The following is a 13,634-nucleotide window of genomic DNA, read 5'->3' as shown; positions in this document are numbered from 1 at the left end:
CAGTCCATCACCCCGACTTCTTCCCAATTTATCTTCCAGTTCTGTTTCACCGAACTCACACCAAAGCACCACTTCGCCAATAACACGGCCTTGGACGAAGACCATCCGAACCCTATGCTGGGCCATGCTGGCGGCGGCGGCGTAGGCGCGGTGTGAGTTGTTTGCCTGACGCACCACGCCCCAGAGGCGCTTGGCTGAGGTCTTGGTGCTCGACCAGTTCTCGCGCAACGTCTACCGCGACACCCCACAAGCCTTTGCGCAAGACGCGCTCGCTTTGGCGCTGGCGCAAGAGCTGGTGGCCAGTGGGCAAGACCGCAGCCTGCCCTTGGCGCAGCGCAGCGTTGCCTTTCATGCCCTACATGCACAGCGAGTCCGCCCTGGTTCACACTCAAGCCGTCGCCCTGTTTGCGCAGCTGGGTAACGAAAACACCCTGCGCTTTGAGCAGCGCCACCAAGCCGTCATCGAGCGCTTTGGCCCCTATCCGCACCGCAACGCCATCTTGGACCGCGAGTCCACGCCCGAGGAGCTGGCGTTTTTGAGTGAGCCGGGGTCGGGGTTTTAAGATCGTTATGGATTTGTTTTGAAATCGGTCTAATTGCCCTTAGCTGCAGAACCTCGCTAAACTTGCCCCATGCACCCCGTCATTGCCCAACACCGCGCCGATATTTCGGCCATCTGTCAGCGATACCAAATCCGCCGACTGGAGGTGTTCGGCTCGGCCGTCCGGGCCGATGACTTTGACGCAGAGCGCAGCGATGCCGACTTTTTGGTGGAGTTTTCACCCGAGGCGCCTGCAGACTTGCACCGCTTTTTTGGCATCAAGTCAGAACTGGAAACCCTGCTAGGTCGGGGCGTCGATCTGATCGAGCCCGGTGTGGTGCGCAACCCCTTTGTGCTGGCCAGCATCAACCAGCACCGCGAGTCGATTTATGCAGCGTGACTCTCGCGCATTTTTGTGGGATGTGCGTGAAGCGGCGTTGGCCATCCAAACCTTCACAACAGGTTTAGACGTTACAGCCTACGAAAACAATGAACTGGTGAAAGCAGCCGTTGAACGAAAATTTTAAGTGATTGGAGAAGCACTCAATCAACTTTCAAAACTGGATGCTGCCATGGCCGCACAGCTGCCCGACTTGCCGCAAATCGTGGCGTTTCGCAACCAACTGATCCATGGCTACGCCACGGTCAACCCGAGCACGGTGTGGACCATTGCTCAAAACTCCTTGCCCGGCTTGATCACTGCTGTCCAGGCTTTGTTGGGCGAACAGGCTTAAGAATTGGGTTCAAGTACACCCAATTTGGGTATTTCGCCTCTCCGCAGCCCCCCATGACAGCCCATCACATCACCACCCTCGAAACCCTGCGCCAGCTCTACGGCCCGGCCAGTGAGCGTTCGCTGAAAAAAGAAATGCCGTCGCTGGACTCGCATGCGATCCGCTTCATCGCACTGTCGCCGTTTGTGGTTTTGGCCAGCAGCAATGCGGATGGGCACATGGATGCTTCGCCCCGTGGGGGTGAGCCGGGTTTCGTCAAGGTGCTGGACGCGCAGACGCTCTTAGTGCCCGACTCACCGGGCAACAACCGGCTGGACACACTGGAGAACGTTGTCAGCACTGGGCGCTTGGGTTTGCTCTTCATGGTGCCGGGCTTTGACGAGACTTTGCGCATCAACGGCCAAGCGGTTTTGAGCACCGACCCGGCCGACTTGGCGCTCTGTGTGGACGCTCGGCGCACGCCCAAGTTGGTGATCCGCGTGACGGTGGACTCGGTTTACCTGCATTGCGCCAAAGCCTTCATGCGCTCGCAACTGTGGGATGCATCACGCCACCCTGAGCGCAGCAAACTGCCCACCATGGGTGAGATGCTGCGCGACCAAATTCAGGCCTTCAGAGGCGAGACGATTGAGATAGAGTCTCAAGCCGAGATGCTGCGACGCTACCAGCAGTCGCTTTGAAGTCTGCCAACCGATAAGGTCAACCATGACGTTTCCTACTGTCACCCCTACCGATGACCGCGAGCTGGTGCTCACGCGCCTGATCGATGTGCCGCGCCACAAGCTGTTTCGTTGCTGGACGGAGCCTGAGCTGATCGTGCAATGGTTCACACCGCCGCCCTGGAAGACGGTGCGGGCGGAGTTGGATGTTCGCCCAGGCGGGTCCAGCTGCATCACCATGCAAGGGCCAGACGGCACCGAGGTGCCCAACCGGGGCCTGTATTTGGACGTGGTGCCCAACGAGCGCTTGGTGTTCACCGACGCCTACACCTCGGCTTGGCAGCCTTCGGTCAAGCCCTTTTTTACTTGCGTGTTGACCTTTGAAGACGAGGACGGAAAAACACGCTACACCGCCCGTGCCAAGCATTGGACGGCCGAAGACTGCGCGTCACACGACAAAATGGGCTTACACGAAGGCTGGGGCGTTGCCACCGATCAACTGGCGGCTCTGGCGGCCACGCTCTGACAGCGCGGCTTATTTTTTCTGAACCGGGTTGGCCAGCAGCAAGTTGGCCGGATAGGCCCGCATGAATTCGCGGGCTTTGTCGAGCGGGGCGGTCAGCCAGGCGGACCAAGCGCCTTCGTTCAAGATGGCGGGCATGCGTTTTTCGTTGCCGTTTTGGCCATAGCGGTTCATCAGCGCGTGGCTGTTGGCGTTGACGGTCAGCAAGGTGAAGCTGGTGATTTCTTCGCCGTCTTTCGTCCAGCGCTCCCACAAACCGGCCACGCCCATGGGTTTTCCGTCCACGCGGGCGATGCGGGTGGGCACGCCTTTGCCGCTGCGCCAGTCGTCTTCCAGAAAGGCCTGCATGGGAATGATGCAGCGCTGGCCTTTGAGCCAGGCTTCGCGGCTGTTGGTGGAAGTGCTCATGGTCTCAAAACGGGTGACCGCCAACTTGGTCGAGCGCAGTTTGGCGTCTGACGCCGACTTGACCCAGGTGGGCACCAGCCCGAATTGGCCTTGGGCCAGCTCCAGCACCAGCGGGCTGGCGGGTTCAGCAGATGGCTCTGCTGGCGACTCTGCTCCTGACGCTGCTCCTGACTCAGCGCTGGGCTGCTCGGGCACAAAGGCTTTGCGGATGAACAAGCCTTGCTGGCGCGGCCAGACTTCTTTGCCGGGCAGTTTTTCGGTGGGGGCGACGCCAAAGGCCTCGGCATACAGGTCGGCGCTTTTCAGGCATTCATATTGGGTACTCATGCGGGGGATGCTAACCGACCTGCTACGCTCACGCCCTTGCCTTGCCCCAGATGAATGCCCATGCTGATCCGCTTCAACAAACCTTATGGCGTGCTGAGCCAGTTCACCCCCGAGGGGCGCTGGACTGGGCTGATAGACCACATCGACCTGCCCGGCGTGTATGTGGCCGGGCGCCTGGACGCCGACAGCGAAGGTTTGCTGCTGCTGACCGACGACGGCCAACTGCAGGCCAGGATTGCTGACCCGCGTTTTAAGATGGAGAAGACCTATCTGGTGCAGGTCGAGGGCATCGTGACCGACCAAGCCCTGACCGCCTTGGCTCGTGGCGTGACGCTGAACGACGGCCCCACCCTGCCCGCCCGCGCCCGCGTTGTGCAGCCGCCTGCTGACCTGTGGCCGCGCAATCCACCGATCCGGGAGCGCAAAAGCATTCCCACGACTTGGCTGGAACTGTGCATCCGAGAAGGCCGCAACCGCCAGGTGCGGCGCATGACCGCCGCCGTGGGCTTGCCAACGCTGCGGCTGATCCGCACCGCCGTGGGGCCTTACAACCTGAACGACTTGCCCTCAAGCACTTGGCAAGAAGTCCACGCCTGAAGCCCTGCTTTGTCAAAGGCGACAGGCGCGTTGGCACACTTGGGCCACAATCGCCGCACACTTTCAATTAACCCCTCTGGAATTTCACATGTCTGAATTGCTGAACAAACTCGAATGGCGCTACGCCTGCAAAAAAATGGACCCGACCAAGGTCGTGCCCCAAGACAAGGTCGACCGCATCGTCGAAGCCGCCCGTCTGGCCCCCACATCGAGCGGCCTGCAGCCTTTCGAAATCATCGTGGTGACCAACGCTGCCGTGCGCGAGCAAATCAAGCCCAAGGCTTGGGGCCAAGCCCAGATCACCGACGGTTCGCACCTCTTGGTGTTTGCCGCTTGGGACAACTACACGGCCGATCGCATCAACATGATGTTTGACCTGACGAACGCACAACGCGGCGGCACCAACGAAGGCTGGGAAAACTACCGCCAGATGTTGCTCAAGAACTACCCGGCCCGCACGCCAGAAGTGAACTTCGAGCACGCCGCACGTCAGGCCTACATCGGCTTGGGCGCTTCTTTGATCGCCGCCGCTTTCGAAGAAGTGGACGCCACGCCCATGGAAGGCTTTGACCCCAAAGCCGTCGACGAAATCTTGGGCCTGAGCGCTCGCGGCTTGCGCAGCGTGGTGATCGTGCCCCTGGGTTACCGCGCCGCCGAAGGCGACTGGTTGGCGAACCTGAAAAAAGTGCGCCGCCCCACCGCGCAGTTTGTGACCGAAGTCAAATAAGGCGCAGCACACCTGCCGCTCTTGGAGCGTCAGGTGCAGCACCCCCACAAAGCCGCAGATTCTGCGGCTTTGTGCTTTAACATCAAGGGCTTCCCAAACCGGGATGTCTATCCAAGGAACCAACATGGCCAAAGGCGAACAACGCAGCAACAAAATGGCCAAGAAGCCAAAGAAAGACACGTCGCCCCCCAAGACGTTCACCTCAGACCGCCCCATGGCCCCGTCCACCTTTGTGGCACCTCGCGGCAAAGTCAAAGACAAGTGATTTTTTCGGCCAAGCAACGTGATTGCTTGGCCCGCCCTGCATGATCCCGATCCACGAAGACGAGCACCTGCTGGTGCTGGAAAAACCCAGCGGCTTGTTGTCGGTGCCCGGTCGCGGCCCAGAAAAGCAGGATTGCCTGTCCAAACGGGTGCAAGACCGTTACCCCGAAGCCCTGATCGTTCACCGCTTGGACCAAGACACATCGGGCCTGCTGCTCATGGCCCGGGGCATTGAAGCCCAGCGCCGCTTCAGCAAGTTGTTTGAAACACGCCAAGTCAAAAAACGCTACGTGGCGGTGGTCGCAGGGCAACCAGAACAAACCCAAGCGGCCGAACTGCCCGACGAAGACGGCTGGCGCACGATCGACGGCCCCATCCTGCTCGACTGGGAGCGCCGCCCGCTGCACATCATTCACCCTGACGGCAAAGCCAGCCGCAGCCGCTGGCGTGCCCTGCAAAGCAGCCACAGCGACAATTTCAGCGCCAGCCTGATCGAGCTCGAACCCGTCACGGGCCGCACGCACCAGCTGCGCGTGCACATGCAAAGCATTGGCCACCCCATGCTGGGCGACTCGCTGTACGCGCCGCCGAACATCAAGGCGCTGAGCCCCCGCTTGCTGCTGCACGCGCAAGAGCTGGCTTTTGTGCACCCCTTCACCGAGCAAGCTTTGGCGTTCAAGGCCCCGGTCGAGTGGTCTGCCCTATCGCCGTACTTGGCCGTTCATCAACCCCAGCCCTGAGTGATCAAGCCTGGGCTGCGCCCTTGATGCGGCCCGCCACCACACCACACAGCACCACCAGGCCCATGCCCGTGAAGGCCAGCGCGTCCGGGATGTGGTCAAACAGCCACCAGCCCATCACCGTCGAAAAGGCGACCCCGGTGTAAAGGAATGGCGAGACCACCGAAGCAGGGGCTTTGGAAAAAGCCACGATCAAGAGGTATTGCCCCAGCGTGGCGGCCAGGCCCACCAAAAGCAGCAAGGCCCATTCGGTCAGGCTTTGTGGCGTGACCCAGGCGTTGAACACCAGCAGCGTGCTCACCGCCCAACCCACCCAGCCTGTGTAGAGCTGCATCACGGCCGGGTCTTCGGTGCGGGTCATGTGGCTGGTCACAGCCTGAAACACGGCATAAGTCACCACCACCGTGAGCGCCATCCAGCCGACCGAGCTGTCGACCTGCCCACCCGGGCGGATGACCAACAGGGCCCCGATCAGCCCGCCCACCACCATGAGCCAGCGCAGCGGCGAGACCTGCTCTTTCATGACAAAGCGGGCCAGCGCCGTGAGCACCAAGGGTGTGAGCATGACGGTGGCGGTGAACTCGGCCACCGGCATGCGCTGCAGACAATAAAAAGCCAACAAACTGCACGACACCATGAGCAAGCCACGCAGCAGCTGCCAGCGCAGGCTGTGTGTGCGCCACATGGCCCGGCCCCGCACCGGGGCCAGCACCACCGCAGTGCCCACAGCCTGCACCGCGTAGCGAAACCACAGCACCATCACAGGGGTGACACTGACCATGACCCATTTGCTGGTGGCGTCGCTGAAGCTCAGGCTGGCCATGGCCAACACGGCAAAGAGGATGCCGGGCTGCAGCCAAGCACGGCTGGAGGGTTGAGGTTGTTGGGGTGGGTGACTCACGGGTGGCAAAATTTTCGATGAATGGCCATCTTGGCACACACTGGCGTCCCAAGCTGTCACGCAAGGCAAATCCGTGCAAGCGCGTCGCCCCCTCCGGGCCAGAGCCACTACACTCGCCCACCATGTCCCCAGAAATTCCTTTTTTCAATGCCCGCATCGCGCCCGATGGCGGCAGCTTCGACGCCTGGAAAACGCAGAGCTTGCTCGACTCGCTGGAACAAGGCGGCCTGCAGTGGCCCAGTTCCTGCCGATCGGGCACTTGCCGCACCTGCATTGGCCAGCTGGTCTCCGGCCAGGTGCACTATGAGATGGAATGGCCCGGCCTGACCGCCGAAGAAAAAGCCGAGGGCTGCGTGCTGCCCTGCGTGGCCAGGCCCCTCAGCGACGTGGTGCTGCAAGACCCCTTCGCCTGAACGCGGGCCTGCCCCAGCATCAGGCGTCGTCGATGCCCAGCTCTTGGATTTTTCGGGTGATGGTGTTGCGACCGATGCCCAGTTTTTGAGCCGCTTCGATGCGGCGGCCCCGCGTTGTGGCCAACGCGGACTGGATCAAGCTGGTTTCAAAGCGGCGGGTGAGCACGTCCCACACGTCGGTGCGGCCAGCGTTGAGCAAAGCCAGCGCCTCTTGCTCCAGCCCCGACTCCCACATCGACACAGATGTGGGCACGGCTGTGGTGGTCATGCCGTGCACATCCAGCGCACCATTGACAGCCAAAGGCATGGCATCGCCACCACCGTCGTTGACAAGGGCTGCATCCGCATGGCCAAGCGCCTCGACCATGGCCCCACCTGCGCCAGACGACAAAGCGGAGAAAGGCATAGACACAGGCAAAGTCGCAGCAATCGCGCCTGCTGGCTGGGCCAGCACTTCGGTCGGCAGGTCTTTGACTTCGATCACCTGCGCGGGGGCCATCACGGTCAACCAGTGGCAAATGTTTTCCAGCTGGCGCACGTTGCCTGGGAACTGGAAATGGCTCAAGCGATCGAGCGCAGCGTCGGCGATGCGCTTGGGCTCGACACCCAATTGCTGTGCGCTGCGTTGCAAAAAGTACCGCGCCAACACGGGCACGTCTTCGCGCCGCTCACGCAAGGCGGGCAAACGCAAACGGATCACATTGAGGCGGTGGTAAAGGTCTTCTCGGAAGATGCCTTCCTTGACACGCTGCTCCAAATCCTGGTGGGTCGCAGCAATCACGCGCACATTGGCCTTGACGGCACTGTGCCCGCCTACCCGATAGAAGTGGCCATCGGACAGCACGCGCAGCAAGCGGGTTTGCAAGTCAAAGGGCATGTCGCCGATTTCGTCCAGAAACAGCGTGCCGCCGTCGGCCTGCTCAAAGCGGCCTCGGCGTGAGGCTTGAGCGCCCGTGAAGGCACCACGCTCGTGGCCAAAGAGTTCGCTCTCCAGCAAATCTTTGGGAATGGCAGCCGTGTTGATGGCCACAAAGGGTTGGTTGGCACGCGGCGAGTGTTTGTGCAGCGCGTGCGCCACCAGCTCTTTACCTGAACCGGATTCGCCCGTGATGAGCACCGTGACGTGGCTTTGCGCCAAACGGCCAATGCCGCGAAAAACGTCCTGCATGGCGGGCGCTTGGCCCAGCATTTCGGGCGCGTCTTCCATTTTTTCTTCGGCCACGTCTTCGCGTTGGCTCTCACCCACGGCGCGGCGGATCAGCTCCACCGCTTTGGGCAGATCGAACGGTTTGGGCAAGTACTCGAAAGCCCCGCTGGAGAAGGCCGACACGGCACTGTCCAGATCAGAAAACGCGGTCATGATGATGACCGGCAAACCGGGCATGCGCTGCTTGATGGTGGCCAGCAAGTCCAGCCCCGAGCCGCCCGGCATGCGGATGTCGCTCACCAACACCTGCGGGCCATCGGCTTCGCTCTCGGTGTCCAGCGCCTTCAAGACTTCGCGCGGATTGGTGAAGCTGCGCGTGGGCAGGCCTTCGCGCAAGAGTGCTTTTTCAAGCACAAAGCGAATGGATTGGTCATCGTCTACGATCCAGATCGGCTTCATCAACGTAACGCTTTCAGTGTTCACAGGCATGTGCTATCAGGGCAACGGAATCAAAATTTTGAAATCCGTACGGCCGGGCTCGCTGTCGCATTCGATCATGCCGTGGTGCTGTTGCACAAAGGTTTGCGCCAATGTCAGTCCCAAGCCGGAGCCGCCTTCGCGCCCCGAGATCAACGGGAAGAAAATGCGGTCCTTGATCGAGTCTGGAACACCAGGCCCGTTGTCCATCACATGCAATTCCAGTGCCAGGCGGTAACGCTGCTTGCCGAATGTGACTTGCCTCAAGATTCGGCTTCGGAATGTAATCTGTGCATCGCCTTGCGCGATGCGCTCGTGCAAAGCCTGCGCGGCGTTGTGTGAGATGTTGAGCACGGCCTGAATCAGTTGCTCGCGGTCGCCGCGAAACTCCGGAATCGAGATGTCGTAGTCGCGCACCACTTTCAGGCCCTTGGGGAATTCGGCCAGGATCAGGGCCCGCACGCGCTCGCATACCTCGTGGATGTTCACATCGCCCACCACATGGGGCCTGCGGTGCGGGGCCAGCAGGCGGTCCACCAGGGTTTGCAGGCGGTCGGCTTCGTGGATGATGACCTGGGTGTATTCGGTCAACTCTTTGTCGTTCAGCTCCATCTCGAGCAACTGGGCGGACCCGCGAATGCCGCCCAGCGGGTTCTTGATCTCGTGCGCCAGATTGCGGATCAGCTCTTTGTTGGCTTGGGCCTGCTCCAACAAGCGCTCCTCGCGCTCTTGGCGGGTTTGCTGCTCTACAGGCAGCAGCTCGACGATCACCTCATCGGCTTGGTCTGACGGGGCCACGATCACATGCACAGGCAAGGTGTCTTCGTGGTGCAAGCGGCGCAGTTGGGCTTCGTAGCGCAACGCTGCAAATTCGTTCGACTGTGCCCCCACCAAAGCGGTGACCAAAGGCTGCGGGTCAAGAAAGTAATCGGGCAGATGCGTGTCGTAAAGCGTGCGCCTCGACATGCCCAAAGCATCTTCGAGCGCAGCGTTCACAAAGCGCACGCGCCCTTGGCCTTGCAGCACGGCCACAGGCGTGGCCAGCAAGTCGAAGGCCTGGAATCTGGAAATGGGCGGGGTCATGTGCGGGGCTATGTGGGCTCTGTGGGGGCTTTAGGTGCGTGGGGCATTGTGCGGGACATCCAAGGTCAAGGTTTGGCAACCGGCATGGGCCCAGGCAAAGCAGCTTGTGGGCCGCGAGCCGCTTCACGTTGCAAGGTTTCCATCTCTCGTTCGGCCCGCTCCATCGCCAAATGCAGGGCAGCCACCCGGTCTTGATTTTTGGGGGCTGCACCGTATTCAGCCGTCCCTGTTTGGGACATCAGCATTTCGACCTCTTGGGCCCAAGCTTGGTGCTGTTTTTCCAAGCGGGCCAACTCTTGCGCCAAAACAGTGCGGGGACTCGGCTGCGGCGCCGCAGCCTTTGGCGTCGTATTTGGCGTCGTACCTTGAGGACGAAGGCCCGAGATAAGGGTCACCGATTGCTGAGGCAGACGTTCACAGAGACTCAGGTCTTTCGGGGCATTGGTGTATTCCTGGCCGCAGCGGTAAATGGCCTCTTGGGCTTGCAAGTGACCACTGCCCAACAGCCCCAGGAACAGCACCCCAAAAAAAAGGACGGCCGAAACCGTCCTTTGGGGGATTGCACAGGTGAGTGCAATGCCGTGCATGTCCGCTTACAGCGAGTAATACATGTCGTATTCGACAGGCGACACTTCGACGCGGCTGCGGTTGACTTCTTGCATTTTCAAGTCGATGTAAGCGTCGATCCACGAGTCGGTGAACACACCGCCTTTGGTCAAGAAAGCGCGGTCGGCGTTCAGTGCGTCCAAAGCTTGGTCCAGGCTGGAGCAAACGGTGGGGACCAATTTGTCTTCTTCTGGAGGCAAGTGGTACAGATCTTTGGTCGCTGCTTCGCCGGGGTGGATCTTGTTTTCGATACCGTCCAAGCCCGCCATCAACAAGGCTGCGAAGCCGAGGTAAGGGTTGCACAATGGATCGGGGAAACGGGCTTCCACGCGGCGGCCCTTGTCGCTGGCGACGTTGGGGATGCGGATCGAGGCGGAGCGGTTCTTGGCCGAGTAAGCCAATTTGACCGGGGCTTCGTAGTGAGGAACCAGACGCTTGTAGCTGTTGGTGCCGGGGTTGGTGATCGCGTTCAGGGCACGGGCGTGCTTGATGATGCCGCCGATGTAGAACAAAGCGAATTCAGACAAACCAGCGTAGCCATTGCCTGCGAACAGGTTCTTGCCGTCTTTCCAGATGGACTGGTGAACGTGCATGCCGGAACCGTTGTCGCCAGCGTAAGGCTTGGGCATGAAAGTGGCAGTTTTGCCGTAAGCGTTGGCCACGTTGTGGATCACGTACTTTTGCAGCAGTGTCCAGTCAGCGCGCTCGACCAGTGTGGAGAACTTGGTGCCGATTTCGCACTGACCAGCGCCAGCCACTTCGTGGTGGTGTACTTCGACCGGAATGCCCACGGATTCGAGGATCAGGGACATTTCGCTGCGCATGTCGTGCGTGCTGTCGACTGGAGGCACTGGGAAGTAGCCACCCTTGACGCGGTTACGGTGGCCTTTGTTGCCGCCGTCCATCTTGGTGCCGCTGTTCCATGGGGCTTCGGCTTCGTCGATGGCGTAGAAAGTGTTGTTTGGCTCGGTGCTCCAACGCACTTCGTCAAACAAGAAGAATTCTGGCTCTGGACCGAAGTAGGCGGTGTCGCCCAGGCCCGATTGCTTGAGATAAGTTTCAGCGCGCTTGGCGATCGAACGTGGGTCACGCTCGTAGGCCTTGCCGTCTGTGGGTTCGATCACGTCGCAGATTAGAACCAGTGTGACTTCTTCGAAGAAGGGATCGATGATGGCGCTGTTGGCATCAGGGATCAACAACATGTCCGAAGCTTCAATGCCTTTCCAGCCAGCAATAGAAGAACCGTCAAACGCTTGACCGTCTTCGAACTTGCTTTCGTCAAACTGCGACACGGGCGCAGTGATGTGCTGCCATTTGCCACGGGTATCGGTGAAACGGAAGTCAACGAACTTGACTTCGTTCTCTTTCACCATCTTCATCACGTCTGCGACGGTCTTGGCCATCAAATTCTCCTGAATGGAAAGGGGTTAAAAAGCTTGCTTGCAGGTCTTGCAGTTTCTGTGCCAACTTGGCCACCACCGCACCACCCAACAACCCGTGATTGTGCCCTGAGCCGGCCCCAATGGCCCCGGACTCCGTATAAAAAAAGGACTTCAGAGGACCAAGCCGGGATCGCAGAAATGCACTTTTATGGTGCAATTTTGCATTATTTTGGTGCAATCAGGCTTGTCGCACCAATTCGGGGCCGTATTCCAAGGTGAATGTCTTCAGGCCGATCCGCAAGTCGGCATACGCCGCATCGGCTTGGGCTGGCTCGCCCTTAACGCCCAATTCAATGTGGCGACCCCACTGCGGGTGGTCCACGCTGGGCAGGCTGAATACCTTCACGCCGGGGTGTGCGGCTTCAATCGACTCCATCAGCGGGGTCAAGGTCGCCTCCATCGCGCCCAAAACAATCACCGATTTCTCAACGTAGGCGTTCTGGCGGAAATGGGCGCTGTACTGCGCATCCAGCACCGACGCGATCATGGGCCAAGCCATGACAGGAAAGCCCGGCACAAAATGCACAGCACCGCCCCCGGTGCCTCGGCAGCTGAAACCCGGAATCTTGTTGTACGGGTTGCGAATGATGTCTGCGCCCGCTGGGAAGGTGCCCATGTTCAAGCGGTGGATGTTGTCTGGGCGATCAGGCTCGTAAGCCACGCCCTGCTCTTTGGCGGTGTCTTGCATGCGCTCTTGAATCAAGAGCTTGGCTTCGGGGTGCAAAGCGAGCGTAACGCCCAATGCTTTGCCCGCGCACTGGCGCGTGTGGTCGTCCGGCGTGGCCCCGATGCCACCGCAGCTGAACACCACGTCGGCCGACTCGAAAGCCCGTTTCAAGGTGGCCGTGATGCGCTCAGGCGAATCGCCCACGTACTCGGCCCAACTCAAAGTCAAGCCACGCTCGTTCATCAACTCGATGACTTTGGGCATGTGCTTGTCTTGGCGTTTGCCAGACATGATTTCGTCGCCAATGATGATCAGGCCAAAAGTGGGGGTGGAGAGAGAAGTCATGGGTTCAAAGATGGGGAAATACAGTTCAGAAAGTGGGCCTTGGCTTCTTCCATCAAGTGGTGGCGCGCGGCTCCACATCGGTGACGCTGTCCGATTTGGCTTGGTCGTCTGGGCCCAGACGGGCTGAGGTGTGGGGCGAAGCAGGGTTGTGTTCAGATGGCGCCGCATCCAACACGTCATCCACGGCGGCAGCGCGAGGCTCATCGCGCAAAGCATGCAAGGCAGCCAGGGCAAAGTGGGCAAACCACAGCGATGAAAAAGCAAACACCAAGGTGTAAATCCAGATGGCCACGGGCACCAAGATCACAAACGCCGCGGCAAACAAAGCGCCCGAAGCCCACACCAAACTGGGCGCAGCGCCCATGAGCCCGGTGATCACCCCCATGGCCAAGAAGCTCATGCGGTGGCGGGCCATGAGGGTCTCGCGCTCTTCGGTGCTGGCAAATTCGGCCAACACATCAAAGGCCATGACGCGGTAGGTGAGCCAACCCCAAATGAAAGCGGGCAACAACAAGGCCAGTGGCGGCACCAACCACATGGGCAGGGTGAGCACCAAAGCCCCCAGCGCGAGCAGCAACGAGAAAAAAGTCCACCAGACACTTTTGAGAAGACTGCCGCCCTGCTTGCGCTGCAGGCCGTTAAACCGCCGCTCGGCCACCAAGCGCGTGAGCGCGGGGGTCATCAAAAACGACACCGCCAGCAACGACGCCACCACCACCAGCGGCGTGAAAGAAAAGATGACCAACAAGGGCGCAACCACGGTTTTCAGGTTGGCCAAACCCACACCCTCCAACCAGCCCCAAACCAAGGCCAACCAAGAACTGGCATCGAGCCAAGCCCGGACAAACGTGACGGCGGTGTCCCAATACAAATAGCCCAATAACCAAGACAAGGCCACGATCAACGCCAAGGGCAACACCGACAAAACGATCACCCTGGGGTACAGGCAATACATGGCCGAGCGCCAAAAGGAATCGATCAGGAGTTTCATGGGCGAAAGCTTAACAGCAGGCATTTAGACGAATGCAATACG

General features: G+C 60.1%; 19 protein-coding genes. 11 read left to right on the top strand and 8 right to left on the bottom strand.

What is annotated here, in order from left to right:
- Nucleotides 1-205: 205 nt before the first annotated feature.
- The 6 genes from SWE17_RS03720 (at nucleotide 206) to SWE17_RS03695 (ending at nucleotide 2,460) form a co-directional block, all read left to right on the top strand.
- Nucleotides 206-421, top strand: a complete 216-nt coding sequence (locus SWE17_RS03720) for a DUF924 family protein (RefSeq protein WP_322991783.1) — start codon at nucleotides 206-208, stop codon at nucleotides 419-421.
- Nucleotides 351-563, top strand: coding sequence for a DUF924 family protein (locus SWE17_RS03715; RefSeq protein WP_322991782.1), 213 nt, complete (start codon nucleotides 351-353; stop codon nucleotides 561-563). The genes SWE17_RS03720 and SWE17_RS03715 overlap by 71 nt, the downstream gene beginning before the upstream one ends.
- Nucleotides 564-632: 69 nt before the next feature.
- A complete protein-coding gene (locus tag SWE17_RS03710) occupies nucleotides 633-941 on the top strand; it encodes a nucleotidyltransferase family protein (RefSeq protein ID WP_322991781.1) in 309 nt (102 codons plus the stop codon).
- Between the two features lie 127 nt (nucleotides 942-1,068).
- Nucleotides 1,069-1,275, top strand: a complete 207-nt coding sequence (locus SWE17_RS03705; RefSeq protein ID WP_322991780.1) for a DUF86 domain-containing protein — start codon at nucleotides 1,069-1,071, stop codon at nucleotides 1,273-1,275.
- A gap of 53 nt (nucleotides 1,276-1,328) precedes the next feature.
- Nucleotides 1,329-1,955, top strand: a complete 627-nt coding sequence (locus SWE17_RS03700; RefSeq protein WP_322991779.1) for a pyridoxamine 5'-phosphate oxidase family protein — start codon at nucleotides 1,329-1,331, stop codon at nucleotides 1,953-1,955.
- A gap of 25 nt (nucleotides 1,956-1,980) precedes the next feature.
- Complete coding sequence (locus SWE17_RS03695) at nucleotides 1,981-2,460, top strand: SRPBCC family protein (RefSeq protein ID WP_322991778.1); 480 nt, start codon at nucleotides 1,981-1,983, stop codon at nucleotides 2,458-2,460.
- 9 nt (nucleotides 2,461-2,469) lie between these two features.
- On the opposite strand, the gene SWE17_RS03690 is transcribed toward SWE17_RS03695, so the two are convergent.
- Entirely contained in the window at nucleotides 2,470-3,192 is a 723-nt protein-coding gene (locus SWE17_RS03690) for an SOS response-associated peptidase (protein ID WP_322991777.1), read from the bottom strand.
- Between the two features lie 60 nt (nucleotides 3,193-3,252).
- Here SWE17_RS03690 and SWE17_RS03685 point away from each other — a divergent pair, with 60 nt between their 5' ends.
- From SWE17_RS03685 to SWE17_RS03670, 4 genes are all read left to right on the top strand, one after another.
- A complete protein-coding gene (locus SWE17_RS03685) occupies nucleotides 3,253-3,789 on the top strand; it encodes a pseudouridine synthase (protein ID WP_322991776.1) in 537 nt (178 codons plus the stop codon).
- 88 nt (nucleotides 3,790-3,877) lie between these two features.
- Nucleotides 3,878-4,516 carry an NAD(P)H-dependent oxidoreductase gene (locus SWE17_RS03680; RefSeq protein ID WP_322991775.1) on the top strand — a complete coding sequence of 213 codons (639 nt, stop codon included), beginning with the start codon at nucleotides 3,878-3,880 and terminating at the stop codon, nucleotides 4,514-4,516.
- A gap of 124 nt (nucleotides 4,517-4,640) precedes the next feature.
- The gene (locus SWE17_RS03675) at nucleotides 4,641-4,781 is read left to right on the top strand and encodes a hypothetical protein (RefSeq protein ID WP_019427071.1); all 141 of its coding nucleotides are present in this window, start codon (nucleotides 4,641-4,643) and stop codon (nucleotides 4,779-4,781) included.
- Between the two features lie 40 nt (nucleotides 4,782-4,821).
- Nucleotides 4,822-5,520: an RluA family pseudouridine synthase gene (locus SWE17_RS03670; RefSeq protein WP_322991774.1), complete on the top strand. Its 699-nt coding sequence runs from the start codon at nucleotides 4,822-4,824 to the stop codon at nucleotides 5,518-5,520.
- Between the two features lie 4 nt (nucleotides 5,521-5,524).
- Here the strand turns inward: SWE17_RS03670 and SWE17_RS03665 are convergent, their stop codons facing one another.
- The gene (locus tag SWE17_RS03665; protein ID WP_322991773.1) at nucleotides 5,525-6,421 is read right to left on the bottom strand and encodes a DMT family transporter; all 897 of its coding nucleotides are present in this window, start codon (nucleotides 6,419-6,421) and stop codon (nucleotides 5,525-5,527) included.
- 122 nt (nucleotides 6,422-6,543) lie between these two features.
- Between SWE17_RS03665 and SWE17_RS03660 the strand changes: the two genes are divergently transcribed.
- On the top strand, nucleotides 6,544-6,834 hold the full coding sequence (locus SWE17_RS03660; protein WP_100174100.1) for a 2Fe-2S iron-sulfur cluster-binding protein: 291 nt from the start codon (nucleotides 6,544-6,546) through the stop codon (nucleotides 6,832-6,834).
- Between the two features lie 19 nt (nucleotides 6,835-6,853).
- Here the strand turns inward: SWE17_RS03660 and ntrC are convergent, their stop codons facing one another.
- From ntrC to SWE17_RS03630, 6 genes are all read right to left on the bottom strand, one after another.
- On the bottom strand, nucleotides 6,854-8,440 hold the full coding sequence (gene ntrC / locus SWE17_RS03655; protein ID WP_322991930.1) for a nitrogen regulation protein NR(I): 1,587 nt from the start codon (nucleotides 8,438-8,440) through the stop codon (nucleotides 6,854-6,856).
- A gap of 36 nt (nucleotides 8,441-8,476) precedes the next feature.
- Nucleotides 8,477-9,541: a nitrogen regulation protein NR(II) gene (gene glnL, locus SWE17_RS03650; RefSeq protein ID WP_322991772.1), complete on the bottom strand. Its 1,065-nt coding sequence runs from the start codon at nucleotides 9,539-9,541 to the stop codon at nucleotides 8,477-8,479.
- A 65-nt stretch (nucleotides 9,542-9,606) separates the two neighbouring features.
- Nucleotides 9,607-10,062: a hypothetical protein gene (locus SWE17_RS03645; protein WP_322991771.1), complete on the bottom strand. Its 456-nt coding sequence runs from the start codon at nucleotides 10,060-10,062 to the stop codon at nucleotides 9,607-9,609.
- A 72-nt stretch (nucleotides 10,063-10,134) separates the two neighbouring features.
- Nucleotides 10,135-11,550, bottom strand: a complete 1,416-nt coding sequence (gene glnA / locus SWE17_RS03640; RefSeq protein ID WP_100117643.1) for a type I glutamate--ammonia ligase — start codon at nucleotides 11,548-11,550, stop codon at nucleotides 10,135-10,137.
- Nucleotides 11,551-11,767: 217 nt separating this feature from the next.
- Nucleotides 11,768-12,601: a competence/damage-inducible protein A gene (locus SWE17_RS03635; RefSeq protein ID WP_322991770.1), complete on the bottom strand. Its 834-nt coding sequence runs from the start codon at nucleotides 12,599-12,601 to the stop codon at nucleotides 11,768-11,770.
- Nucleotides 12,602-12,653: 52 nt separating this feature from the next.
- Nucleotides 12,654-13,592, bottom strand: a complete 939-nt coding sequence (locus tag SWE17_RS03630) for an EI24 domain-containing protein (RefSeq protein WP_322991769.1) — start codon at nucleotides 13,590-13,592, stop codon at nucleotides 12,654-12,656.
- Between the last annotated feature and the right edge of the window lie 42 nt (nucleotides 13,593-13,634).

Source organism: Limnohabitans sp., assembly GCF_034680285.1.
In the GTDB taxonomy this organism is placed as follows: domain Bacteria; phylum Pseudomonadota; class Gammaproteobacteria; order Burkholderiales; family Burkholderiaceae_C; genus Limnohabitans_A.
Note: the sequence above shows the minus strand (reverse complement) of the source record. Positions and strands in the feature narration are given on the sequence as shown.

Bases quoted from the DNA above. Each gene is read 5' to 3' on its own strand.
- SWE17_RS03700 (WP_322991779.1), top strand. From the start codon at position 1,329: ATGACAGCCCATCACATCACCACCCTCGAAACCCTGCGCCAGCTCTAC.
- SWE17_RS03670 (WP_322991774.1), top strand. From the start codon at position 4,822: ATGATCCCGATCCACGAAGACGAGCACCTGCTGGTGCTGGAAAAACCC.
- glnL (WP_322991772.1), bottom strand. From the start codon at position 9,541: ATGACCCCGCCCATTTCCAGATTCCAGGCCTTCGACTTGCTGGCCACG.
- ntrC (WP_322991930.1), bottom strand. From the start codon at position 8,440: ATGAAGCCGATCTGGATCGTAGACGATGACCAATCCATTCGCTTTGTG.
- SWE17_RS03685 (WP_322991776.1), top strand. From the start codon at position 3,253: ATGCTGATCCGCTTCAACAAACCTTATGGCGTGCTGAGCCAGTTCACC.
- SWE17_RS03630 (WP_322991769.1), bottom strand. From the start codon at position 13,592: ATGAAACTCCTGATCGATTCCTTTTGGCGCTCGGCCATGTATTGCCTG.
- SWE17_RS03695 (WP_322991778.1), top strand. From the start codon at position 1,981: ATGACGTTTCCTACTGTCACCCCTACCGATGACCGCGAGCTGGTGCTC.
- SWE17_RS03715 (WP_322991782.1), top strand. From the start codon at position 351: ATGCCCTACATGCACAGCGAGTCCGCCCTGGTTCACACTCAAGCCGTC.
- SWE17_RS03690 (WP_322991777.1), bottom strand. From the start codon at position 3,192: ATGAGTACCCAATATGAATGCCTGAAAAGCGCCGACCTGTATGCCGAG.
- SWE17_RS03675 (WP_019427071.1), top strand. From the start codon at position 4,641: ATGGCCAAAGGCGAACAACGCAGCAACAAAATGGCCAAGAAGCCAAAG.
- SWE17_RS03680 (WP_322991775.1), top strand. From the start codon at position 3,878: ATGTCTGAATTGCTGAACAAACTCGAATGGCGCTACGCCTGCAAAAAA.
- SWE17_RS03660 (WP_100174100.1), top strand. From the start codon at position 6,544: ATGTCCCCAGAAATTCCTTTTTTCAATGCCCGCATCGCGCCCGATGGC.
- SWE17_RS03710 (WP_322991781.1), top strand. From the start codon at position 633: ATGCACCCCGTCATTGCCCAACACCGCGCCGATATTTCGGCCATCTGT.
- glnA (WP_100117643.1), bottom strand. From the start codon at position 11,550: ATGGCCAAGACCGTCGCAGACGTGATGAAGATGGTGAAAGAGAACGAA.
- SWE17_RS03635 (WP_322991770.1), bottom strand. From the start codon at position 12,601: ATGACTTCTCTCTCCACCCCCACTTTTGGCCTGATCATCATTGGCGAC.